Source organism: Stenotrophomonas sp. CASM114 (assembly GCF_049384325.1).
Taxonomy (GTDB): Bacteria; Pseudomonadota; Gammaproteobacteria; order Xanthomonadales; family Xanthomonadaceae; genus Stenotrophomonas; species Stenotrophomonas muris.
The window spans coordinates 93511-117208 of the sequence record NZ_JBMRGJ010000003.1 but is presented as its reverse complement, the minus strand read 5'-3'; the positions used below and the strand labels follow the sequence as shown (position 1 = coordinate 117208).

Below are 23698 nucleotides of genomic sequence, written 5' to 3'. Positions count from 1 at the left end.
TTTGCGCACTTCTTCACTACTGGGACGGCATGGGCGTGATCGGCCGACGTACAAGGACGCACCGCGCGAAGGCCGCGCTGGCGCTGGCAGCCTGCCTGCCATTCGCTGCCGCCGCGCAGCCCACCAGCAACGCACCGGCATTGGACTGGGAACAGGCACGGCAACGCCTGGAGCAGGTCTCCGATGCGTTGGCCGCTGCCGACGCCGCCGTGCGCAACAAGCAGGACCTGCAGGACGCGACCCGCCTGCTGCGCCTGCCGGAGATCACCGGCGAAGTGCGCCGGCTGCAGTTCCAGAAGACGCTCACCCTGCCCCTGGGTTCGCTGGCTCCGGTGGCCGAGGCCTTTGGCATCGACTCGCCGCTGTCGTTCACCGAACGCGACTGGCGTACCCGCCCGGTGGTGACTGCAGTACTGCCGCTGTACACCGGCGGTGTGATTCCGGCCGCGCAACGTGCGGCCAGTGCCGCCCACGAACAGGCCAGCGCCGAGCGCGAAGCACAACGCCAATCGCTGACCGTGCAGCTGGCCCAGGCCTATTTCGGCCAGCGCCTGGCCGAGCAGGCGGTGGACGTGCGCCGCGATGTGCGCGATGGCCTCAACCGCCACCTGTCCGACGCAGAGAAGCTGGAACGCGAGGGCTTCGCCACCCGCGCGCAGCGCCTGCAGGCCACCGTGGCCCGCGACAAGGCCGAGCGCGAATACCAGAAGACGGTGAACGACCTGGCCACGCTGAAGGCCGCACTGGCCACGCTGCTGCGCAGTGGCGGCGAGGTGCAGCCGGTGTCGCCGCTGTTCGTGCAGCGCGTGCCACTGGAACCGGTGGCCAGCTTCGAACGCACCGCGCAGGCGCGGCAGCCGCAGATCGCGCGCCTGCGGGCGATGGTGGCGCAGGCCGAACAAGGCGTGCGCGTGCAGCAGGCCAAGCTGAAGCCACAGATCTTCGCCTTCGGCCAGTACGACTTCCGTCGCCGCGACGAGATGCTGACCGATCCGGACTGGGCGTTCGGCATCGGCCTGAAGTACACCTTCCTGTCGCCGAACTCGCGGCCGGCGCAGATCAGCGCCGCGCGTGCGCAGCAGGACCAGGCCGAAGCGGGCCTGCGCGAGGCCGAGAACCAGGTCGCACTGGGTGTGCGCAAGGCCTGGAACGAGCTGGAAACCGCACGCCAGCAGTACGTGCTGCTCGACAGCAGCATTGCCCAGGCACAGGAAAACCTGCGCCTGCAGGAGCTGGCGTTCCGCGAAGGCCAGGCGACTTCGCTGGATGTGATCGACGCGCGGCTCGGCCTGGGTGGCGCCCGCGTCGAGCGCGCACAGGCCGCCTACCAATACGATATTGCGCTGGCACAGTTGCTGGAGATCAGTGGACAGATGGACCGTTTCGAAGAGTTCCGGCGGCGGGCGGACGAGGTGATCGACCATGAGTGATGTGCTGCACGACGATGCGACAACGCCCCCGGGCAAGCGCCGGTTGGGACCGATCCTGGTAGTGGTGCTGCTGGTCGTGGTGGTGCTCGGCCTGTGGCTGGCCTGGCGCAGCCCGGCCGACCAGATCCAGGGCATGGCCGATGCGGACACGATCAACGTGGCCGCCAAGATCACCGCGCGCGTGGCCGAACTGAAGGTGCGCGAGGGCGACCGCGTGCAGGCCGGGCAGGTGTTGTTCCTGCTCGACAGCCCCGAAGTGGCCGCCAAGGAACAGCAGGCGCACGGCGCTTTGGCCGCCGCACAGGCAGTGGCCGACAAGGCCGACGAAGGCGCGCGCAGCGAAGACATCCGCGCCGCCGAAGCGAACTGGAAGCGGGCCGAAGCCGGTGCGACGCTGGCTGAAGCCACTTACCAGCGCGTGCAGAACCTGTTCAACGAAGGGGTGATGACCCGGCAGAAGCGTGATGAAGCGCATGCCCAGGCCACCAGTTCGCGTGAACTGGCCCGTGCCGCGCGCGCGCAGTACGACATGGCCCTGGCCGGCGCGCGCGAGCAGGACAAGCGTGCCGCGCAGGGCCAGGTGCAACAGGCACAGGGCGCGGTGGCCGAGGTCAACGCCGCGCGTGTCGAAGTGGAAGGGCGCGCGCCGGTCGCCGGCGAAATCAACAAGCGCATGGCCGACCCGGGCGAGCTGGTGCCGGCCGGCTACCCGGTGTTCACCCTGGTCGACATCGACCGCATGTGGGTCGCCATGAACCTGCGCGAATCGCAGATGCAGGGCCTGAAGGTCGGCAGCAAGCTGCAGGGCAGCGTGCCGGCGCTCGGCCTGGACGGCGAATTCGAGGTCTACTTCATCAATCCGGCCGGCGACTATGCAACCTGGCGTACCACCCGCCAGTCGTCCGGCTACGACGTCCGCAGCTTCGAGGTGCGGGTGCGCCCGGTACGCCGCATCGAGGGCTTCCGCCCCGGCATGAGCGTGCTGTTCGCATGGCCCCAGCACTGAACCCCGGCCGCGGCGGCTTCGCCGCCAGCTGGCGGCGCGAGCTGCAGTCGCTGCGCGGCAACCGCGCCGACCTGCTGCTGGTCACCGTGCTGCCGCTGCTGATGCTGGTGGTGATGGCGTGGATGTTCACGCCTTCGGTGATGCGCGACATCCCGATCGCCGTGGTCGACCTCGACCACAGCAGTGACAGCCGCCTGCTGCTGCGCATGCTCGATGCCAGCCCCGGCGTGCGCGTCGCCAGCCAGCCGGTGAACCTGGAAGACGCACGTTCGCAGCTGCGTCGGCTGGATGTGTTCGCCATCGTACTGGTGCCGCGCGATGTCACCCGGCAGGCGCTGCGTGGGCGCCAGGGCACGGTGTTTGCCTATTACAACGCCACCTACATGACCACCGGCCAGTCGGCGTCGCGCGACATCGGCGACGCGGTTTCCGCATGGAACGCGCGCCTGCTGCGCGAGCGCATCGGCCTGCAGGTCGGCCCGGGCAAGCTGCGCGCGGCACCCATCGCGGTGCAGTCGGACATTCTGTACAACCCGGCACGCAGCTACGAGCTGTTCCTGCTGCCGTTGATCTTCCCGGCGGTATTGTCGCTGGTGCTGGCACTTGCAGTGGCCGGCAGTCTTGGCCGCGAGATCCGCGACGGCACCCTGCCCGCCTGGCTGGGCCGCGCGCCGTGGGCGGCGATTGCCGGCAAGGTCGCGCCGTACATCCTGCTGTTCTCGGTGTATGGCGCGCTCGGCATCGGCTACCTGGCCTGGCTGCGTGGCGATGGCGTGGCGGGCAGCGTATTCCTGCTGCTGCTCGCACAGCCGCTGTTCTACCTGGCCACGGCCGCCTACGCATTGTTCTTCGTCGGCGTGACCCGCGACATGGGCACCGCGCTGTCGGCGGTCGGCCTCAGCATCGGCACCGCGCTGGCCTTCTCCAGCGCCACCTTCCCGGTCCTCGACGGTCCCTTGTTCACCCGCGTCTGGCATCAGCTGCTGCCCCTCAGCGCCTACATCAAGCTGCAGACCCAGCAGCAGTTCATCGGTTCGCCGCTGCAGGTTTCGGTGTGGCCGCTGGCCACGCTGTTGTTGATGGCGGTGGTGGCAGGAGGCGTCGGCGGCCTGCGCCTGATCGCCTTTGCGCGCACACCTGCCGCCGCACAGCCCGCAGGGGCCGACGCATGAGCGCACTCTGGCGCAGCCTGCGGCAGACCCTGATGGCAGTGCTCTGCGACCGCTATGCGATCGTGGTGATGGTCGGGGCGGTGATCCTGTACTCGTTCTTCTATCCAGCCGCCTACCGGCACCAGGTGGCCGGCAACCTGCCGGTGCTGGTGGTGGACGAAGACCACAGCGCGACCAGCCGCGAGCTGCTGCGAAAGCTCGACGCACTGCGCGTTGCGCGCGTGGTCGGTCAACCCGCGGACGTCGACAGCGCGCGCCAGCAGCTGGAAGCCGGCCATGCCGAGGGGATCGTCGTGATCCCGGCCAATCTGGAGCGCGACATCCTGCGCGGCCACCCGGCCAAGCTGGTACTGCTTGGCAACGGTGCCTACCTGGGCCGCGCCAGCTGGGTGCTGGGCAGCGTGGCTGACGCGCTGGGTGCGTTCGGGCGTGATGCCGTGGTCGGCCAGGCGGCCTTCATGGGCGCACCGCAGGCACCGCCGGTCACGCTAGTGCAGCGCCCCCTGTACAACACGCAGGAAGGTTATGGCAGCGCCATCGTTCCCGGCGTGGCCGAGCTGATCGTGCACCAGACGCTGCTGATGGGCATCGGCGTCCTGCTCGGCGGCCGCCGCCTCGCGCTCGGCCGGCGCCTGCGCTTCGACCTGCCGACCCTGGCCGGCATGGCACTGGGCTTCGGCCTGATCGGCCTGTTCGGTCTGTTCTGGTATGCCGGGTTCACTGCCTGGGTGCAGGACTATCCACGCGGAGGCAACCCGCTGGGCCAGCTGCTGGGTGGCACGCTGTTCATCGCGGCGACGGTGGCCTTCGGCCTGTTCGTCGGCAGCTTCTTCCGCACCCGCGAACGCGCCTTCCAGTACATCATCGCCACCTCGATCCCGCTGTTCTTCCTCGCCAACCTGTCGTGGCCCTCGGTGATGACGCCACAACCGCTGGTCTGGCTGGCGCAGCTGCTGCCGACCACCTCCGGCATCAACCTGATGGTGCGCCTGAACCAGATGGACGCCAGCCTGGCCGAAGTCAGCCACGAACTGATCACCCTCACCGTCCTGCTGCTGCTCTACGGCAGCCTCGCCACCTGGCGCCTCCTCGCAAAAAAGGGGACGGAGGGGATTAAGTCGTAAGCGGCCGGTTGGGGGGATTGCGACTTAATCCCCTCCGTCCCCTTTTCCTGCAATGAAGAACGCCGGCGCGAGGCCGGCGTTCGAGTACTGCGATGTGGAAGGGGAAAAACGGGGGCCGTCGGCGATCGATCAGCGATAGACGCGTTCGCAGCGGCGCTCGACCACGCGGTCGCCGTTCTTCTGCTGGCTGTTGCCCTGGATCTGGCGGCCCGCCGCACCACCGGCAACAGCACCGGCCACGGTAGCGAGCTTCTTGCCATTGCCGCCGCCCACCTGGTTGCCCAGCAGGCCGCCGATCACCGCGCCAGTGGCCGTACCGGCGATGCGGTTCGGATCGCGCGAGTTGCGCTGCACTTCCACGTTCTTGCAGACCACGCGGCTGCCATCGTTGAATCGGCGTCCCTCATCGCGCGGACCATAGGTCTGCGCGCCGGCCACCGACGAAGCCGCCAGCAGGGTGCCCAGCACAAGCAATCGGGTCGAGGTCTTCATGGCCATCTCCTAGGTTCCGGTATGGCGCAAGTGTCCTCCCGCTGCTGGCAACCGGAAGTGAAATGCGCGTGTCCGCGGCCTCGTCGGCCATCGCGCGTTCAGGAAGAAAATCCGCGCCCATCACGATCAGCCAGCGTGATGGGCGCCGTCTCCTTGCCGGCATTGCCCTCTGCTAGAACTCTTCCCACCCCCCGGCATTGGCCGCCAGTGTCGGCTCGATGCGCGGCGACAGCGTTGCCGCCCTGCGCACCGGGGTGACCTTCGCGGCCACCGCAGCCAGGGCCGGACGCACGGCTGCAGCCGCCGTTACCGCGCCGGTGCGGAACACCGAAACCGCCTCGGCCAGCAGGTTCGCCTGCTCCTCCATGGAACGCGCCGCAGCACTGGCCTCTTCCACCAGTGCCGCATTCTGCTGCGTGGTCTCGTCCATCTGCACCACCGCCTGGTTCACCTGTTCGATGCCCGAACTCTGCTCCTGCGAGGCAGCAGAGATATCGGCCATGATGTCGGTCACGCGCTGCACGGAAGCAACGATCTCGCCCATCGTGGTGCCTGCCTGTCGGACCAGCGCCGATCCATCGGCGACCTTGCCAACCGAATCCTCGATCAGGCCCTTGATCTCCTTGGCCGCACCGGCCGAGCGCTGTGCCAGCGTGCGCACCTCACTGGCCACCACCGCAAAGCCCCTGCCCTGCTCGCCGGCACGCGCGGCTTCCACCGCCGCGTTCAACGCCAGGATGTTGGTCTGGAAGGCAATGCCATCGATGACCGAGATGATCTCGGCGATCTTCTTCGACGAGGCCTCGATGGCCGACATCGTGGTGACCACCTGGCCGACCACCTCGCCGCCCTGCGAGGCGACACCGTGCGCACCGATGGCGAGCTGGTTGGCCTGGCGGGCGTGCTCGGCGTTCTGCTTCACGGTGGAGGTCAGCTCCTCCATCGACGCCGCCGTCTCTTCCAGGTTCGCCGCCTGCTGCTCGGTGCGCCGCGACAGATCGGTGTTGCCCGAGGCGATTTCGCCTGCCGCCAGGTTGATGCTGGACGCACTGGCCTGGATGCGGCCGACGATCTGCTTGAGCTGATCGACGGTCGCATTGCAGTCATCGCGCATGCGGGCGAACACGCCGTGGAAGTCACCCTGCATGCGCACAGTGAGGTCACCGCGCGAGATCGCCTGCAGCAGGGTCGACACCTGCACCAGGTTCTCGTCGGTGGTCTGCATCAGGCGATTGAGCCCGGCCACCATGTCGCGGAAATCGTAGGCGAAGCGATCTTCATCGCCGCGCAGGCTGAAGTCGCCCGCCGCCGCGGCCGTCGCCAGCCGGCGGATCTCGCTGTTGATCGCCGACAGGCTGGCCTTGGTCTCGTCCATTGCCTGGGTGATCGCCGCCTTCTCGCCCGGCAGCGGATCCATGTCCACCGACAGGTCGCCACGGGCGTAATGCTTCATCACTTCGATCAGCCGGTTCTGTACCTGCACGTGTGAGCCGACCAGCGCGTTGGTCTCGTGCACCATGCGCCCGTAGTCACCAGGGAAGGCACTCTCGTCCATGCGATAGCTGAGGCTGCCCGCATCGTGCTGGCGCGCCAACTCGCCCTGCGCCGCCATCACCGACTGCAACTGCGCCTGCATGCGCTGCATCGACCTGAGCAGCTGCGTGACCTCATCGTTGCCGGAGGCGTCAATGCTGTTGTCCAGCCGCCCATTGGCGATGCCGTCGGCCAGCTTCACCGCGCCTTCCAGCGGGCGGGTCAGGCTGCGGGTGATGGCCCACGCGGCCAGCGAGCCCAGTACCAGGCTCAACACGCCGAACACGATCGACAGCGTGCCGGTCCAGGATTCGGTTGAACGGTATTCCTCGCGGCTGCGCTCGGCCAGTGTCTCCTGATGCCGCAGCAGGGTCGAGATCGCTTCGTTCCACGCGGTTGCCAGCCCCTGCTCGGCAAGCAGTTCCTTGGCCGCGCCGTCGAAATCCCCGGCCTTCATGCGCTCGTGAAGATGCCGGGTGGAGGCGTCGGTGGCCTTGCGTGCCGCGTCGATTTTCGCCACCAGGGTATCGCCGGTCGCGTCGCGCGGAATCCTGATGTACCTGGCCCAGATACCGTCGTAGGTCCGCGACAGCTCCTGCGCCTTCTGATAATCCCTGTCAAAATCCTCGCCGCGCTTGATCACCATCAGGCGGCGGTGCATCAACACCGCGTTGTTGGTATCCAGCATGTCGTTCAACAGCCGCATCTTCACCATGTTGACGTCCACCACTTTCTCGAACTGGGCGGACTTCAGGTGATTTCCGTACAGCGCCAGGCCAACGATGGCCACGATGAACAGCAGCAGCAATCCAAACCCGGCACCCAGCCGGGATCCCACTCGGAGGTTGCGTAAGGCGAGCATCTCAATTCCCTTGATCATGGCCGTACGATCGATGGCGGCGCAGCACAGGGAAACTTTATGGGTCGATATTATTGTATCGATCCAAATCTATGGAACTGTGCAGACAGGCGTGAAGGAAACACTTAATGGAGGTGGTTATTCCTGCCGGGCATATCAATGCACGAGCACATCAATCGCAGTCATCACGCAGCGCTTGCGAGTCGTGACCGCAGAAACCGTCACTTGATGGACGGAGGGGGAGGATGAAGCCCATCGATCCCGGCACCCTTCCGTCCAGAGGAACAACGCGCTGCTTCGCGACTACCGTCAGGGCTGCAATCTGGCATCTGCCATCGCAGGGCCCCGAGCCTTGAGTATTTCAGCCCTGATGAAGGGGTCCAGACCCCATTGCAATCGACTGCCACTGATCTCCCACTTATTGACCTTCAAGTCAATAAAACTGCAGTCATTGAGATTTTCGTCGCTCTGGAAGTGGGAGACGGGAAGGTCACCCCATGCTGCACTGACCCACGCGCTGCGCTGAGGCAATACGGTCGAGGAGTGCATGGAAACTGCGTACTTTCTACTCATGCCTGTCCACGGAAATTGACTCCCAGGACCGCGCGACGGAAATTTCCTCAAGATACCGCTCAAGGTCTCTGAACGGAGAGACCCCTATAGCAGCGAAGGAGAACCACACGGCATCGCACTCGTCGCAGACAAATATCTGAACGCCGCGCTCCTTTACTTGAGCTTTCAACACCTCACCCTGCTCACAACGGGGACAGATCAAACTACCCCCACCGCACCGGAGACGCAGATACAACGTTACTGACCATCCCAGAAACAATTTTCCAGACCTTTCTTGCCGATGATACAGGAGGAGAATCTATTTCCATCACCCAGCCAGTCATCACTGACAGTGGAAGTTGAACGCGCCCGAGGGGTCCTGCTGCCGATGGCACCAATCAATGAAGAAGAAGACTTCGGGCGAACTCTCTACCAGCTGATGGCCCTGCTATTGGCGATGGGTCACGTCGTTTTCTTCCCTGCAAACCGGCGCGCGCCACGACGGGAGTGCCGAGCACTTGACTCAGCAAAGAAGTTTGCCAAACCCCAGCATGGGTCCCCAAAGCATCCGGCGCTCAGCCATGTCCAACGCACAGGGAACAACGCTACAGTCGACGTATGACGCTCATCCTGCAGATCGAAGGCTGTGCCATTCACGACATCCCCAGCCTGTACGCGGAGATCAACCGCGTGTTCATGGCCGGCGAGGACTGGCAGCTCGGGCCAAGCCTGGACGCCCTGGATGATCTGCTGCATGGCGTCCATGGCGCGTTGGCCGGCCATGAGCGGGCAACGGTGATCTGGAGTGATATCGAGCACAGCCGCGCCGCACTGGGACGAACTAGCACATGCCAGTGGCTGCAGTCCAAGCTGGAAGCCCCGGGCACCTTCAACACGCGGACCATTGCGCGCCAGCTGGACGCCCTGCAACGGGGCGAGGGCCCAACCTACTTCGAGATCGTGATGGATATCTTCGCCAGCCACCGGCAGATCACCCTGGTCCCGGCCTGACCCCGTTGCTGTGCGGTACCCGCCTGCCACCGGTAGCCGCAGCCCTGTGCCCCAGCAGTTACCATGGACGGCCCTGTACCCGCTCCGTTGCCGCTGCCCTCCGGCGCGAACGGACGCCCCGGATTCACGAGCCCCATGTCCAAAGAAAAGTCCGCCGAGCACACCCCGCTCATGAAGCAGAACGACTAAAAGAAGATATTAGCCACCAAGAGCCTTGTGCAGCAAGGATCTCCGGCATCACCTCCGAGATCCGTGCTCCGACGCAACATCGTCGCAACACTGATTGAATTGGCCGTGCTGAGTCCATACGGCGCGCTCAACTAGCGCGATGCCCTCCCTATGCTCGGCACCGGCATCGAATGATCCCTTGCCCTTTGGTCAGGGCGCCCGTGGCCCATCCGGGCCTCTGGGCCGAGCGGCGCCAAGCTCAGTAGTATCAGCGTCCAAAAGCCACTCGCACTAGCAGAACGCTCCTGTTTCACAAAGACGCGCCAATCGCCACCCGCGCATCAGCACAACCGCCAGGAAAACTCTTCAAGAGTGAGGACTTTTCGCCGAAAGGGAGCTCTATCGTGGCTCGGACACAGGGGGCAAAGGGCCCATGGATGCCACCGTCAGGCTGTTGGTTTCTTCACGTCACGCAAGGAAAACGAACCAATCCTAGGAAGAGCTGAGTGTAAGATCCGCTGTGGACTTGCCTAACTCCACCGCAGTCCAGGCTGATGAGACGAAAGCCGATCTTGGAGGACCAACAACAAGGAATGCGATATGGCAAACGGAAGTGCCCCCCAAGACTGCAAAGTGGCTGTCTTGGTGGACTGCGACAACGTAAGTCCTGACATCGTTGACCATGCGCTGTTGATGGGTGCCCAGTTCGGCAGAGTCGTGCTGCGTCGAGGCTACGGGAACCACGCCACCCTTGCCAATCGGTGGCAAGAGGTGATGGTCCAACAGGCGTTCACACCTTGCCTGCAGTATCAGTACGCTGCAGGGAAGAACACTTCTGACATCGCACTGGCTTTGGACGCACAAGAGGCTATGTTCGATGGCAGGGCGGATACGTTCTGCCTGGTCACCAGCGACTCCGACTTTGCCTATCTCTGCCGAAAACTCCGCGAGCGCGGCGCAACCGTTTGCATTGTTGGCGAGGCCAAGACACCACTCGCACTGCGCAACGCATGTGACCAGTTCTTTCTCTGGGAGAGCGTTTCGACCACTGGACCACGTGAGACCACTGGTCTCAACGAATCAGCGGGCACAGGCTCCGGCAAAGTGGAGCCCATTTCCATCGACGTGCGCCCCCTCCCCAAACGTCGGCCTCGGTTCCTGGTGGATGCGGTGGCCTTGCTTGCAGGCGAGACCTCCGAGGGAAAAGTGGGGCTGGGCGCACTGGGGCAATACTTGCGACGAACCAACCCATCGTTTACCCCGAATGCATACGGCCACTCTGGGCTGCTGAACATGGTGAAGACCTACGACCTGCTCTCGCCGCAGCAGGAACCCGGCGGCAACTGGTCGGTTGGGCTGGCGCCCACGCCTGCCGGCGATGCCAAATAGCCCAACAAAACAGGTCCAACATGCCCACCTCCGCACTCCGTGCCTTTCGCCTGCTCCGAGCGTTCGGTGCCCTTGAGTTCGCATTGAAACAAGTTCCCGGGTTCACCGGCGCTTACTCAAACGGATCCGCCAAGGTGAATTGGCAAGCCGTCGACGCTGCACTCGAAGTGATGCAACCAGAGCGACTCACGTTGGCGGTGTCTGACTCGACCAAGCAGAAGATCCTGGGCGGGAACCGGGATCGTCCCATGGTCCAGGCGGTGATCGTGCACGGAGGCCACAACATCACCTCCTTCCGGGCCGAAGCCCTGAGCGCGTCAGACCCGAGGGCGCTGATGCAAGCCGCCCGCAGGGTTCGTAACAACCTCTTTCACGGAGGGAAGGAAGATCCACTTGAAGAGGCGTTTCCGGGCGATGACAACGAGTGGATATCGGCCGCAACCGATGTCGCCCGGGGCGTTCTTGATCTGGTCGTGAATGGAAGGCTCCGGCCCCTGCCCTGAGCAGGAATGGCTCGAAACGGTGTCCCAGGGGTCAGTTCAACTCAGCCAGCCGCGTCTGGTAGGCCTGCTCTATACAGGCTTCGTCGGCACATATATCCCGTACTGTCCTGCGCCACCGTCCTTGACTCGCCGTAACCTGGCCCGGATCCATCGAACGGGCCCGGACGACACCAAACGCCTCTGCGGTTTGCTTGTCCAACCGGGCCAGATCCCGATCGGCGCAGATCATTTGCTCTACTGCCGACGACGCGTTCCCACAATCGAAGCTGGGCCCAGTCGACGCGGCATCGACCAGCAACTCGTCCGAGTTAGGCCCTTGGTAATCGTCCGCCTTCGTCGACATCGCTGAATCATAAGCAGGATCAACCTCCACTGCCTGTGACTCTTCAACTGGAGCCTCAGCCGGGGGAGCTTCAGCCGAGGGAGCAACGGCTTGTGTTTGGCTCCGAACATTGGAGCTGATAGCCGCTCCTATGCCAATAAGATCTCCAGGAAGCACCTGGACCTCGGCCAAGTGTTGTCCATTGACCGCCTGAGAGGTGTATTCAAGCCGTAGCTTGTAAACGTCCTGCCCAGGGTTGTTGAATGGCGCGGCCAGGTCAGCTTCGCAACTGTAGCGGCTGATCTTCTCATCAAAGCTCGTCGGATGAGCCAAAGAGATGGGAAGAACACTGCGAAGCTGCTCTGGGCTCAAGTTGGCAGCAGCACTTGCCGCCCCGAGCTCCCGCTGGATGATGCTGCGAACCAGGTCCAGGGTCATCTCATCGCCGCACTCCGGCGCTCCGGCCTTCCCGCACCCTACGAGTGCAGGAAGCAAGAACGCACTGCTTAGAACCATTTTTTTCATTGACATCCTGTCCTCGTCGCAAAAGTTGGGCAACGCCCTCTTATGCGGCTATCGACCCCGTTGCGAATTTCTTTAGAGAGCTAACTTGGGGCCACCGTCATCCAACGCCGGCGGAGTCAGCCCCGCTTGTGGGGCCGACTGCGCGACTTCAGGTGACTTTCCAGGGGCCGCTTCCCCGCCAGCAAGTTCTTTTCGACTAAGTAGCAATTGTGTGCGCAATTCCCTGCTGAGTGCCCTTGCTAATTTTCACTTAACTGTTTGGCTACGAGCACACACCAACCGAGGACGCACATTGCTAGATCCACGAACCCAAATCGCCGCGCTACTTCTGAGCGGCAGCTTCAATCCCACCGTCCATCGCACTCGCGAAGAGAGCTTGGGAAACATCCAAGCCGCTCTGGACCTCGCGGAGCACGTCCTGGGCAGGTCTTCAGGAAAAAGCCCGATCCAACCCATTGAAGCTCAGTTGACCGACGACGGGCACACACCAACGACGGAGGAACCATGACTGATCCACAAACCCGAATCGCCGCGCTGGTTTTAAGCGGCACCATCGAACGAGCGGCTCAGCGTACACGGCAGGAGCGCTCAGAAGATGTTCGAGTGGCCTTGGAGGTCGCCGCCGAGGTCTTGCGCCAGCGCGCAGGCGGAAACCCAGTCGACCTCAGTCATGACAGGTCTCATCTTCCGCCACGGCCCGCTCCTACAACTAAGGAACGCGTCGAGGTAAAAGAGGATCTGGCTCCGTTGGACCAACTGCTCGCTGATCGGCGGGGAATCAAGCCCTCGGCCAAGCCGCCAACGACCAAACGGCCAACGCTTCATTGAACTTCCCAAACCCCCGCCACAGCGGGGGCTCTTCATTGCTGTCAGTGAAGCCCCGGCCGAGGCGTGGCCTGCGGCATGGATACAGTCAGCTTTGCGGGGTCTCCCGTTTCGTGAAGCGGATCCTCCAACTGATCCAGGGCTACCCTGCTGCCGGCTTCCAACTCTGCCACTGCGGCTGACAGCTGATTCGCACAGGCCTCTTCCTGACCGTCCTCGATCTTTGTACGAGCTTTTCTCAGGGCATCCAAACGCTGCTCGATTGCGGCCAAGCGACGTCCGCGACGCCGGGCCCAGGCCACCAGTGCAGCGCCTGTCGGCCGGGGCTGCTGTTCGATGAAGTCCTCCAATGACCGCTCCGCGCGCGTCAGAAGCGATGCAGCCCGTCGTTCTGCCTCCACCCGTCGCAGCCACTCCATCGCTCGTCGCCTCACTGCGGCCAATCCCCTTAGCGCTCGGTGGATATCCTTGCGCACCCTTGTCGCCACGCTCCCGTTGCTAACGGCCAGGTCCAGACGACCTAGAAGCAGGCGCGTGGACCGAAGCGCGCCCTCGAGACCGGCCGCCGCCACGTCACGCCAAAGTCCCCACGCGCTCTCCATCAGGGATCGCAGCGATGGTTCGGGTGCATCTGGAAGAGTGCGAATGGCCAGAACTCCTCGCCGACCGAATCCCTTTACGTCCTCGATGTAGCTTCCACCCGATTTCGGCCCCAGCTCGACACGGTTCGGCGGCATCGATGCATGTCCGTGGGCACGGCCTGTATCCGTCGCTGCCCTCTCAAACCGTATCGCTGCCTGATGCACAGCACCCTGGTTGTCCGCAACGATGTTGGCCAGAACCTTCCCGACATCGGTCTCCACTCCCCGCCGTTCGAGCGCTGAGGCCTGCTGGCCCAAGTGGATCGTTGGGCGCCGCCCGAGAACCGCAGCTTCGACGATGTCGCCGCGCTCGAGCGCGTCCTCCGCTTGCGCTTCCAAACTTCGATGATCGACGGACACTGGGATCTCGGCAGCGGCCAAGTGCTGGTTTGTCAGCTGGGCCACCATCGCCCGGAGCCACTCCACTTCGCTGCGCCCCGAGGGGCCACCGTCCAGCTCGCGCGTCTTGTCCGCAAGCCCTTCGGCATCCAAGCGGCGCGTGGTGGCGAGGATGTGCACGTGCCAATTCAGTCCATCGTTGCTGCCCGGCGAATGGATGCTCGCTTGGGCTGCAAAGCCGTAGCGATCAACCAGGGCCCGGGCGATGTCCGCCGTCAGGGCCGAGCGCTGCGGCCCGTTTAGCTCATGCGGTAGTGCGATCTCAAACTCTCGGGCCACGGTCGCGTCTTTTCGCTTCTCTGCCGCCTCGGCTGCTTGCCAGAGCCTGGCCGCGTCGAGCGACCAGTCTGGCGCCTTCAAAGGCACCACCCAGCGGCTCTCGACCACTCCGCCCCTGCGAGAGTAGTCGTGCCGCGCTCCCGTGCGCTCATCTATGAGGAACAAGCCCGCGCGGTAGGCAGCGGCGGCAACGGCCGAATGGCCTTTGGCACGGGAGAAGGTTTTGACACGGGTGTGGTAGATCGCCATGCAGAGAGCTCCAGTTCTTTGAGCTCTTTATGCCTTTGAATTTGCAGTTGGCAAGTCGCAAAGCGGCTTGGGGTTCAAGGGGCGAAGCCCATTGCGCACGCATCACTTGTGATGCCTAAGTGCGCTTTTCGCTCTTTGCATTTGCATCTTTCTTTTCTGATTTTCTGAATTGCATCAAGTGCGAAAGCGATGCGCCATAAATAGGTTGACGGATGAGAAATCATTGCTTCACTGAGGGAGACTTCACTAGGAGAAGATCATGTCATCCACCAATCACTACCGCGATCAGATCCAACGGGCCACCCATCGGCTGGCCCAGCTTCAAGCCAGGGAGCTTCTGGCGCATCAGCGGCAGGATGCCCGGGAGAAGGCCATCAAGCGCCGCGACGACGCCAAGCGCAGACGACAAGTGGCCGAACTCGTTTTCCTGGCCGGGGCCCAGAACCTGCCAGACAACGAGATCGTCGCAGCCCTGCAGCGGCACATGCTTGCGGTGAACGAAACACGGCTCTCACCACCCCACTGATCATCCCAGCTCACTCGTACGGCCATCAACGTCAAGGCTTGGGGCAGGCACGCCAGTGCCCTGGACGCCAATACTGAATGGGCGAATCCTGGCCATCCCAGAGCCTCGCCCCGTCCTGGCTATGCGCGTCTCACGTGGGGTTGGCGAGCTACAATGCCCCAAAAGGAAGCGCCAAAGGCAGGGGGCCACATGGCGAGAAGGAAGCAAACCGCAGGCGGCTGGATCGTCGCAATCCTGGTCGTCATAGCATTGGTGCCAAAGGAAGTCTGGATCGGTTTGGGGATCGTCCTTGCGGTGGCCGCCGCCGTTTGGCTCTGGGCCAAGTGGCAGGCGATGCGCCCGAAAAAGACACCCTCTCCCGCCAAGCCGGTCCCCGCTCCAGAGCCGACCTTGGCGGAGTTGATCAAGGCATCCGCTCTTCCATCTGGGCAGGCGGCACAGAGACAGCCCCGCGCAGAAGCTGCCCAACCGGCGAGACCCGCGAATATTGAATCGGGCACGTCCTCGGGATCGGTCGGCGCTGCGGTGCCAGAAGATGCGCGCCCGCTCGGCTCTGAGGGGCGCTCGGCGCTGCCTGCGGCGCAGGCCCCGAGCAAAGCGCCCCCGGAGACTCTTTCGCCGCCCCGTCCTGGCAATTTGGAAGAGGCCAAAGCCGCGGTGAGCATGCGCCTTGCCATCGAGTCCGCCGCACGGGTGCTGACGGCCGTGGGCTCCGCAAACCCTTCTACCCCCTACCCCTACCAACCTGACGAGGAACGCATTGAGCGCGCGCGCCCGGGCAACCTCGCTGCGGCGAAACTTGCCGTGACCCAGCGCTTGGCCGCGACTTCGCAAGATGAGCTGGTCGAGCCGCTGATCCAGTTCGCCACAAACGCGGACACAGCCTCGGGAGAAACCTTGACGGGCACCATAGATGGGCGAGCGCACTCGGACTCAAGAGCCGCGGAGCAGACTAACCCTCCCCACACGAACGGAACCCGCGACGCAGGTGCAATGACGCCGCCGCCCCCGCTTCCATCGCGGGCTTCGCCTCCCTCCCTGCCCGATGAGCTCCGGCGGGTGGCCATCGACGCCGGAACGCCGGCAAAGCAATTCACGGTACCCCGCCCCCCCGAGGGCTGGGACAAGACCCGCTGGCTCGGCGCCCAGGACGAGATCGAGATCGCGGGCATTGTTATCCGGGGCGGCCTGTTCTACACAGGTCCGCGGCTGACCACCCCTGGCACGCGTGAGAACGAGCCCAGCTTGGTCAATGGCGTTCTTGCCGTTGGGCGATACGGGGATTACCGGTCCACGACGCGCTACTGGGGAGGCTACGCAGATTTTGAACCCGCTGAACGCCACGCCTATCTGAAGTGGCTCGCTTCGGACCGTACCGATCCCGGCTGCGCAATCCAGTATGTTCGATTGTTCCTGTTTGGATTGGAGCGTCGCATCTTGCTGGATTCGGGGAACGATCCGGATTCCAAGCAAGACTGGCCCGCTATCAAGGCGATGCTCCGCCGTTTGTCGTCTGCTTATGCCGCCGTGCTTCCGAATGTCCACGGTCATGTCAACAGCCTGCTCGACTGGATGGCTCTGACCGAAGCAGGCGAACAGCTTTACAACGCGCCGCTTCCCGCGTTCGAACGAACTTACGAACTGCCTTTCTACATCCGCTTGGCCCTGGGGCAATGCTCCTTGGATCGAGTCCCCGTGCCCGCCGCGCTGGCCACGGCCTGGGTGCGGCTCAATCCAGAGATTCCGCTGCGAACCGCCGCAACGCGTTGTGCGGAAGAGTTCGATCGCCTTTTCGCTCTGCGGTATCAAGAGACGTTCGGCCCTGGAATGGTGCTGCCAAAAAACCGCACCAAGCTGAAGTTCACACGCCGCCCCTTTAACCCGGCCTTGGACCGGACTGATGCCGGCACCAAGACTTTCGGTGACATTCCCGATGTCACCGCATTGCGAGCGCCCCTAAAGGCGCTGCAGGAACTTGTTTCTCAGTGCACGGAGGACCTCGGAGCCTTCAGCCGGCTCGTGGGCAAGAACCCCGAGGCCCGCCAATCCATTGAGGGCACCTTGCTGCTTCCGTCAGAGATCTGGCCGCTGGCCACGCGGACCGCATTGGCCGAAGTCGCTTCGGATGTTCAAACCGCCAATTTGTCGATCAAGCTGACCGACCTATTGGAAAGGCTTGGGGCAGTCGGAACCACCCTGGGCAAGGACAAAATTCGGGAACTCGCACGAGCACTAGAGCAGTCCAAGGTCGGCATGGAACCCAATGTGCTCGAAGGCGCGCGGGTGCCTGGCGAGAACGACCCTATCGTTCTCTTCCCCCTGCTTCCCGACCAAACCCATCGAACCGACGCTCAGGCCTATCAAACGGCCCAGTTGACCCTGCAACTCGCCTCGACGGTCGCTCAGTCTGATGGCACGTTCAGCACCCACGAACTTGAGCACCTTTCACGCGAAATCGAAAGCTGGACGCATCTGAGCGAGGGTGACCGACGGCGTCTGCGCGCGCACCTTGATCTCTTGGCGATGGCACCGCTTTCCTTGCCTACGCTGCGCAAGAAGCTGGATCCGCTCAGCGGGGACATAAAGGACGCCATCGCCGGGTCCATGGCCACGCTCGCCCAAGTCGACGGGATGGTCTCCCCAGAGGAGGTCCGGTTCTTGGAGCGCGTCTACAAAGCGTTGGGCGTGGATCCCGCTCGTGTGTTCAGCGACGTCCATGCCCCACGCCCGCCCAAAGCCCCCAGCGCATTGCCCAAGGCTGCGTCTGGCGCATTCCAACTCGATCCCGACCGGATCGCTGCTCTTCAGCGGGACACAGCCCAAGTCTCCGCATTGCTCGCCAACATTTTCACCGACGAGGAAGCGACTCCCCCTGATCTTGCGCCGGCGGAAGCGGTGAGTGCCGAGGTGGAGAGTGCTGGTCAGTTGCTCGGGCTTGATCAGGCACACAGCGCATTGCTGAGGCTAATGCTGTCGCGCCCCGTCTGGACCCGTGCAGAACTGGAAGATGGCGCGGCAGACATGGAGCTGATGCTCGACGGCGCGCTTGAACAAATCAACGATGCGTCGTTCGACGCTTACGACATTCCATTTTCCGACGGCGACGACCCGTTGGAGATCAACCCCGAATTCATTGAGAAGATCGAGCAATGAGCAGCCCAATCCGTTCCAGGGACCGCGACGCGGTGATCCAGTCGCTGCGCGCCGGCGTCGTTCCACGCGCCGGTCAGCATTTGATCCAGGTCGGGCGCGCCCGTGAAGTGCAAACCCTGGTCAGTGACATCGATCGGCTCGCCGATGGCGGCTCGTCCTTCCGCCTGGTGGTGGGTGAGTACGGCGCAGGCAAGACCTTTTTCTTGAACCTCGTTCGCGCCATTGCAATGGAGCGGAAGCTCGTCGTGGCCAGCGCGGATCTGAATCCCGACAGGCGGTTGCATGCTTCAGGGGGGCAGGCCCGGTCGCTCTACGCGGAGCTCATGCGGAACTTGGCCACTCGGACCAAGCCCGACGGAGGCGCCCTGCCCGGGGTGGTAGAGAAGTTCATTTCGACCGCAGTGGCCGAATCCAAGTCGCAAGGCGTATCCACCGAGCAGGTCATTCGCGCGAAGCTCGAGCAGCTGAGCGAACTGGTGAACGGCTATGACTTTGCCGACGTGATCGCCGCTTATTGGAGAGGTTTCGAACAAGGCAACGAGCAGCTCAAGTCCGATGCCATTCGTTGGTTGCGTGGCGAATTTGCCACCCGGACGGACGCGCGTGCAGCGCTGGGCGTCCGAACCATCGTGGACGACGCATCGGTCTACGACCAGCTCAAGCTCATGGGCCGCTTTGTTCGGCTGGCGGGCTATAGCGGCCTGCTGGTGTGCCTGGACGAACTGGTCAACCTCTACAAGTTGGCCAACGCCCAGGCTCGGAATGCAAACTACGAACAGCTCCTGCGCATGCTCAACGACTCCCTGCAGGGCACTGCGGTTGGCCTTGGTTTTGTTCTGGGCGGCACCCCGGATTTCCTGATGGATACCCGCCGCGGCGTCTACAGCTATGAAGCTCTTCAGAGCCGCCTGGCCCAGAATACCTTTGCCACCAACGGGTTGGTGGATTTCAGCGGCCCTGTCGTTCGACTGTCGAGCCTGACAGCCGAAGACTTCTACGTCCTGCTCACCAAGATTCGCCATGTCTACGCTGCCGGCGACGCGGGCAAGTATCTCTTGCCCGATGAAGCCATTCACCAGTTCATGACCCATTGCGCCAATCGAATCGGCGATAACTTCTTCCGCACCCCGCGCACAACGATCACCGCCTTTATCAACCTCTTGGCCGTCTTGGAGCAGAACCCGGGCGTGGACTGGCAGGACCTGATCGGATCGGTCGAGGTGGCAGCTGACCACGGGGGCGACGGCGAATTGGTCGTGCAAGAGGACGACGAGCTGGCGTCGTTCAGGCTCTAACGATGACTGCCTCCAGCGCCTTCCAATCGCTGCACCCTCGAATCCAGCGCTACCTCTGGACCGAACAATGGGAGGCGCTGCGTGAGGTCCAGGAATTGGCGATTCCTCTCGTCCTGAGCGCCGACCGGGACGTGATCATCGCCGCCAGCACCGCCTCGGGAAAAACCGAGGCCGCTTTTCTTCCTGCGCTCACGCACCTTCTGAACACCGACGAGGAGGGCCTGATTGTCTACATCAGCCCTCTAAAGGCGCTCATCAACGACCAGTTTGAACGGCTGCAGCGGCTTTGCGAGGACCTTGAAGTCCCCGTGTGGCCTTGGCACGGGGACGTATCGGGCTCCACCAAGCAGCGGTTCTTTAAGCACCCCCGTGGCGTGCTCCTGATCACGCCGGAGTCCTTGGAGGCGATGCTCTGCAACCGCGGAACCTCCGTAGGCGCCGCGTTCTCCAAGCTCCTCTACGTTGTCGTGGACGAACTCCATGCGTTCATTGGAAGCGAGCGCGGGAAGCAGCTCCAATCGTTGATGCACCGGATCGACGTGCTGTTACGGCGGCAGACTCCCCGCCTGGGCCTGTCGGCAACCTTGGGTGACTTTTCGAGCGCTGGGGCTTTCCTACGCCCGGGTGTTGGGGCTGCCCCCGCGCTGGTCAACGCCTCATCAACCGGAAATGATCTCCAACTGATCATCAAGGGCTACGAACAACCCGCACCTGACGCCGGGTCCGACGAGAATCCGGCGGCTCCCGCTGCACTGGCCGAGCACCTCTACCGGGTCCTTTCAGGGACGAACAACCTGATCTTCCCCAATAGCCGAAGGGAGGTTGAACGCTACACCCACCTCCTCAACCTGCTGAGCGAACGGGACGGCCGGCCGAGAGAGTTCTGGCCACACCATGGGAGTCTGTCCAAAGAGATACGCACGGACACGGAAGCGGCTCTGAAGCAAAGGGGTCGTCCAGCAAGCGCAATTTGCACGAACACCCTGGAACTAGGCATCGATATCGGAGCGGTGAAAAGCATCGCGCAAATTGGCCCACCACCTTCCGTGGCCAGCCTTCGCCAGCGCCTTGGTCGCTCCGGACGCCGCCCTGGAGAGCCAGCGGTGTTGCGAGGCTACGTTATCGAGGATGCAATCGATGCTGAGTCGACGTTGAAAACAAGGCTTCGACTGGACACAGTTCAGTCCACTGCTTGCGTACTGCTACTGCTGGAGAGGTGGTTTGAACCGCCTTCGGTCAACGGGCTACACCTATCGACGCTGGTTCAGCAGTTGCTCTCCTCCATTGCCCAGTACGGCGGACTCAAGGCAGCCCAAGCCTATCAGCTGCTCTGCGCAGATCAGGGACCGTTCCACGGGCTGTCCCAAGACGCGTTCGCAGAGTTGCTTCGCCACCTTGGCCAAGAACAGGTCCTGATTCAAGACGGCTCCGGCTTGCTGCTCCACGGCCCGGTCGGCGACAAGTTGGTCAACCACTACACCTTCTACGCCGCTTTCAGCGTCGACGAAGAGTTCCGGATCGTGGCCGCCGGCAAGGCACTGGGCACGCTCCCCGTATCCCAACTGGTGACCGTCGGCCAACGAATTCTATTTGGCGGTCGCACTTGGCTAGTAGAGCAGATCGACGAAGCCCAAAAGACGATCTACGTGACCGCTGCGAAGGGCGGGACCCCGCCTCTTTTCAATGGAACGGGCGGTCAGGTCCACACGCAGGTTCGCCAGAAGATGCGCGGGCTGTATCAGCAAGAGATCAAACCAGACTTCCTGGACCCAACTGCCGCTCGCTTCCTGCAGGAGGCGCAGAACGCCTACCGTCAATTGGGGCTCGACGGGAAGATTCTTCTCGACCAGGGCAGCGACGCCTTGCTGCTGACGTGGCTGGGAGACTCCGCAAATGAAGCCATCGCCTGCCTTTTGAACGCTCAGGGATTCACTTCTCAGGCAGGTAGGCTGGGCGTGGAAATTTCCATGGGAGCAAGGAGTCTCGATGATGTGATCAAGGTGCTCGGGCGGGTTGCAAAGATGCCATTGCCATCGCCAGAGGCGCTTCTTCACTCTGCGAACAACCTGGTCACGCAGAAGTGGGACGGCCTCCTCCCTCCACGCCTTTTGAGACGCTCCTACGCGTCAATGAAGCTAGACTTGGAAGGGGCTACCGATTGGCTCGCTCTCAGGTTCGGATAGTGTTCCAGTTCTAGCGAAGCTTCCGCATTGGCGCCTACTCGCCCCGCACGCGCCCTTCCGTTGTTAGGCCGGCTCAGAGACTAGGTTGTGGAGTCATCTGATGACCTACGACTCGACCTTCTTGTCTCAAAGAATTTTTCGCCACGCTCAATCCGCGCTATCTGGCGCTGAATATACGAATCACCCTTGCGAATGCGAACAATCATGCCTAACGGAAAGATCACGCAACCGTAGATCGCAAGCGCCCCAATTGTGACGGTCACACCCAACCAGTGAAGCCCGCCGGTCGCATAGGCCAATGGCGCAACCATCGCAGCAATTGCCAGGAAGCAGAAGCACCACAGAAGCTGGGTCAGCAAGAATTGCACGAGATTCGACTTATCCAAAGCTAGGTGTTGGACCTTCCTCAGCTCGGCCCTGTTCATAGCAAGTCCTAACTTCTCATTCCAAAAACCGGCCTTGGCATAGGCCCATTTCGCCAGTGACGTAACGATGCTCGAGATGACAAAAACAGCGAGCCCTTGTGCTAGCCAATTTTCCATAGTTCGTCTCATTCATACAGTTTGGGTGGACTACGGGCACACGATGGTCCGAGTCAGAGCTCGATCCGAGCAATGCTTGGCCGCAACTATGCCAGCCGCCAGCGTCCGCAATCTGCGGCTGCAAGGAGCCTTTATCGTCATTGGAAGTCGATGCCCACTTCTAACAGAGCGGCGGGTAACGGAGAAAATTTAGTAGCTTGGAGGATGACCCTAGGGACCGGACGCTGAAAAGGCTGCGTCTCCTCTAGGGCACCGCAGCCCAATGCCACGCCCATCGCTGCACTTACCTAGCAGTTCGAGCGTCCGCACGCGCGCATTTTTCATCGCATCAGTGGTGTGCATCGCGTCAGTGGTGCTGAGCACTCTGTCCCGACCCTCAGCGGCTACCGGAAGGTCTCGCCCCCCCCCTAATGACATCCTTCGCCTTGAGGGATCGCCGCGCAGCTCTGGGGCGGTGAGAGTCCTAGCGCTGGCCGCCAGCGGCGCGAAGAGGATCGCAATCACTAACAATGGACAGACTTGTTGCGCCACAGCTCCGCGCCCAAGGTGTTGAGCGCTTGCTCCAGACCAGCAAGGGGCCGAATTGACCACGCCACCACTTAAATGCTACCCTCCAGACTTGGCAGGAGCTCCATTCCGAGAGACTTGCAGACCGAGAGTCATCATGTCTAGAAAAGGCCAGCACGTTGTCCCTTCAGAGGACGGATGGAGTGTCCGAAAGGCCGGCGCATCAAAGGCGTCTAGCACGCACGCCTCCCAAGAGGAGGCGATTGCCGCCGCGACAACCATAGCTCGCAACCAACGCACAGAGCTGTATATCCATGGACGTGATGGACGCATTAGGGAGAGAAACTCATATGGAACTAATCGCTATCCGTCCAAAAGATGACGTCGTCGCCGCCATTTGAGCTTTCAGTCTTCATTAACTGCCCGTTTGATGAGGACTACGCTCCGCTCCTTCAGGCCATTGCCTTTTGTGTCACAGACTCAGGCCTTCACCCCCGGATTGCGCCAGAAAATTCCGACAACTCCGCCAATCGACTGCATCGCGTAGTGGGACTGATTCGAGGCTCGATGTATGGAATACATGACCTAAGTCGATGCAAAGCGCTGAAGGCTGGCGAATACTCCCGGCTAAACATGCCTTTTGAGCTCGGCATTGACCACGCCTGCGCACTTTTTGGCCGTTCGCCATTGCGCGACAAGAAAGTTCTAGTGCTCGAAGACACACAATACGACTATCAGAAGAGCTTATCCGACATTTCTGGATGGGACATCCAATACCATGGGGGCGACTTCGTTAAGGTTGTTCGCATTGTGGTGAACTGGCTTTCCGGAAAGACGACTGGCACGCCTATGGGTGCCAGTCGCATTCAAGGAAACTACATCGCGTTTCAAGAGTGGTATTGGAATCGTGAAATCGATCGAGGCGCGTCCCAAGAGGACATTAAAGCCTATCCAAGCACTAAAGTACTATCGGCTATGAACGAGTGGGTGAGCCTTGGGAGGCCGTCTTAGTC

General features: G+C 62.6%; 19 protein-coding genes. 13 read left to right on the top strand and 6 right to left on the bottom strand.

The annotated features are described in order from the left end of the window. Positions 1–29 precede the first annotated feature (29 nt). Genes VG566_RS05105 through VG566_RS05090 form a run of 4 tightly spaced genes read left to right on the top strand, consistent with a single transcriptional unit; the run spans position 30 to position 4732 of the window. On the top strand, positions 30–1430 hold the full coding sequence (locus tag VG566_RS05105; RefSeq protein WP_164165428.1) for a TolC family protein: 1401 nt from the start codon (positions 30–32) through the stop codon (positions 1428–1430). Next, on the top strand, positions 1423–2436 hold the full coding sequence (locus tag VG566_RS05100; RefSeq protein ID WP_049419414.1) for an HlyD family secretion protein: 1014 nt from the start codon (positions 1423–1425) through the stop codon (positions 2434–2436). The genes VG566_RS05105 and VG566_RS05100 overlap by 8 nt, the downstream gene beginning before the upstream one ends. Continuing rightward, entirely contained in the window at positions 2421–3608 is a 1188-nt protein-coding gene (locus VG566_RS05095; protein ID WP_423172605.1) for an ABC transporter permease, read from the top strand. Before VG566_RS05100 ends, VG566_RS05095 begins: the two co-directional genes overlap by 16 nt. Further along, positions 3605–4732, top strand: a complete 1128-nt coding sequence (locus VG566_RS05090) for an ABC transporter permease (RefSeq protein ID WP_164165424.1) — start codon at positions 3605–3607, stop codon at positions 4730–4732. Before VG566_RS05095 ends, VG566_RS05090 begins: the two co-directional genes overlap by 4 nt. Before the next feature lie 129 nt (positions 4733–4861). Here the strand turns inward: VG566_RS05090 and VG566_RS05085 are convergent, their stop codons facing one another. From VG566_RS05085 to VG566_RS05075, 3 genes are all read right to left on the bottom strand, one after another. Beyond that, positions 4862–5230 carry a glycine zipper 2TM domain-containing protein gene (locus VG566_RS05085; RefSeq protein ID WP_014646414.1) on the bottom strand — a complete coding sequence of 123 codons (369 nt, stop codon included), beginning with the start codon at positions 5228–5230 and terminating at the stop codon, positions 4862–4864. Positions 5231–5396: 166 nt separating this feature from the next. Beyond that, complete coding sequence (locus VG566_RS05080) at positions 5397–7619, bottom strand: methyl-accepting chemotaxis protein (RefSeq protein ID WP_241884141.1); 2223 nt, start codon at positions 7617–7619, stop codon at positions 5397–5399. A gap of 562 nt (positions 7620–8181) precedes the next feature. Next, positions 8182–8391, bottom strand: a complete 210-nt coding sequence (locus VG566_RS05075) for a zf-TFIIB domain-containing protein (RefSeq protein WP_134967408.1) — start codon at positions 8389–8391, stop codon at positions 8182–8184. Between the two features lie 395 nt (positions 8392–8786). Here VG566_RS05075 and VG566_RS05070 point away from each other — a divergent pair, with 395 nt between their 5' ends. The 3 genes from VG566_RS05070 to VG566_RS05060 all read left to right on the top strand — a co-directional run bounded on the left by VG566_RS05070 (position 8787) and on the right by VG566_RS05060 (position 11239). Further along, positions 8787–9179, top strand: coding sequence for a barstar family protein (locus VG566_RS05070; RefSeq protein WP_032958053.1), 393 nt, complete (start codon positions 8787–8789; stop codon positions 9177–9179). Positions 9180–9947: 768 nt separating this feature from the next. Next, complete coding sequence (locus VG566_RS05065; protein ID WP_109337166.1) at positions 9948–10736, top strand: NYN domain-containing protein; 789 nt, start codon at positions 9948–9950, stop codon at positions 10734–10736. Positions 10737–10756: 20 nt separating this feature from the next. Next, the gene (locus tag VG566_RS05060; protein WP_109337165.1) at positions 10757–11239 is read left to right on the top strand and encodes a hypothetical protein; all 483 of its coding nucleotides are present in this window, start codon (positions 10757–10759) and stop codon (positions 11237–11239) included. Positions 11240–11270: 31 nt separating this feature from the next. Here VG566_RS05060 and VG566_RS05055 read toward each other — a convergent pair whose 3' ends face one another. Continuing rightward, the gene (locus VG566_RS05055) at positions 11271–11999 is read right to left on the bottom strand and encodes a lysozyme inhibitor LprI family protein (RefSeq protein ID WP_146200801.1); all 729 of its coding nucleotides are present in this window, start codon (positions 11997–11999) and stop codon (positions 11271–11273) included. 956 nt (positions 12000–12955) lie between these two features. Then, the gene (locus VG566_RS05050; protein WP_109337162.1) at positions 12956–14479 is read right to left on the bottom strand and encodes a MobA/MobL family protein; all 1524 of its coding nucleotides are present in this window, start codon (positions 14477–14479) and stop codon (positions 12956–12958) included. A gap of 259 nt (positions 14480–14738) precedes the next feature. Between VG566_RS05050 and VG566_RS05045 the strand changes: the two genes are divergently transcribed. The 4 genes from VG566_RS05045 (at position 14739) to VG566_RS05030 (ending at position 21636) form a co-directional block, all read left to right on the top strand. After that, on the top strand, positions 14739–15005 hold the full coding sequence (locus VG566_RS05045) for a hypothetical protein (RefSeq protein ID WP_019659219.1): 267 nt from the start codon (positions 14739–14741) through the stop codon (positions 15003–15005). Between the two features lie 189 nt (positions 15006–15194). After that, the gene (locus tag VG566_RS05040; protein WP_019659220.1) at positions 15195–18158 is read left to right on the top strand and encodes a TerB N-terminal domain-containing protein; all 2964 of its coding nucleotides are present in this window, start codon (positions 15195–15197) and stop codon (positions 18156–18158) included. Continuing rightward, complete coding sequence (locus VG566_RS05035; protein WP_019659221.1) at positions 18155–19453, top strand: ATP-binding protein; 1299 nt, start codon at positions 18155–18157, stop codon at positions 19451–19453. The genes VG566_RS05040 and VG566_RS05035 overlap by 4 nt, the downstream gene beginning before the upstream one ends. Before the next feature lie 2 nt (positions 19454–19455). Then, positions 19456–21636, top strand: a complete 2181-nt coding sequence (locus VG566_RS05030) for a DEAD/DEAH box helicase (RefSeq protein ID WP_109337160.1) — start codon at positions 19456–19458, stop codon at positions 21634–21636. 80 nt (positions 21637–21716) lie between these two features. On the opposite strand, the gene VG566_RS05025 is transcribed toward VG566_RS05030, so the two are convergent. Beyond that, positions 21717–22178 (bottom strand): hypothetical protein, encoded by a 462-nt coding sequence (locus VG566_RS05025; RefSeq protein WP_109337159.1) that lies wholly within the window; start codon positions 22176–22178, stop codon positions 21717–21719. A gap of 664 nt (positions 22179–22842) precedes the next feature. Here VG566_RS05025 and VG566_RS05020 point away from each other — a divergent pair. Both VG566_RS05020 and VG566_RS05015 read left to right on the top strand, forming a co-directional pair. After that, complete coding sequence (locus VG566_RS05020; RefSeq protein WP_109337158.1) at positions 22843–23067, top strand: DUF2188 domain-containing protein; 225 nt, start codon at positions 22843–22845, stop codon at positions 23065–23067. Next, entirely contained in the window at positions 23064–23696 is a 633-nt protein-coding gene (locus VG566_RS05015; protein WP_146200799.1) for a hypothetical protein, read from the top strand. Before VG566_RS05020 ends, VG566_RS05015 begins: the two co-directional genes overlap by 4 nt. Positions 23697–23698 lie beyond the last annotated feature (2 nt).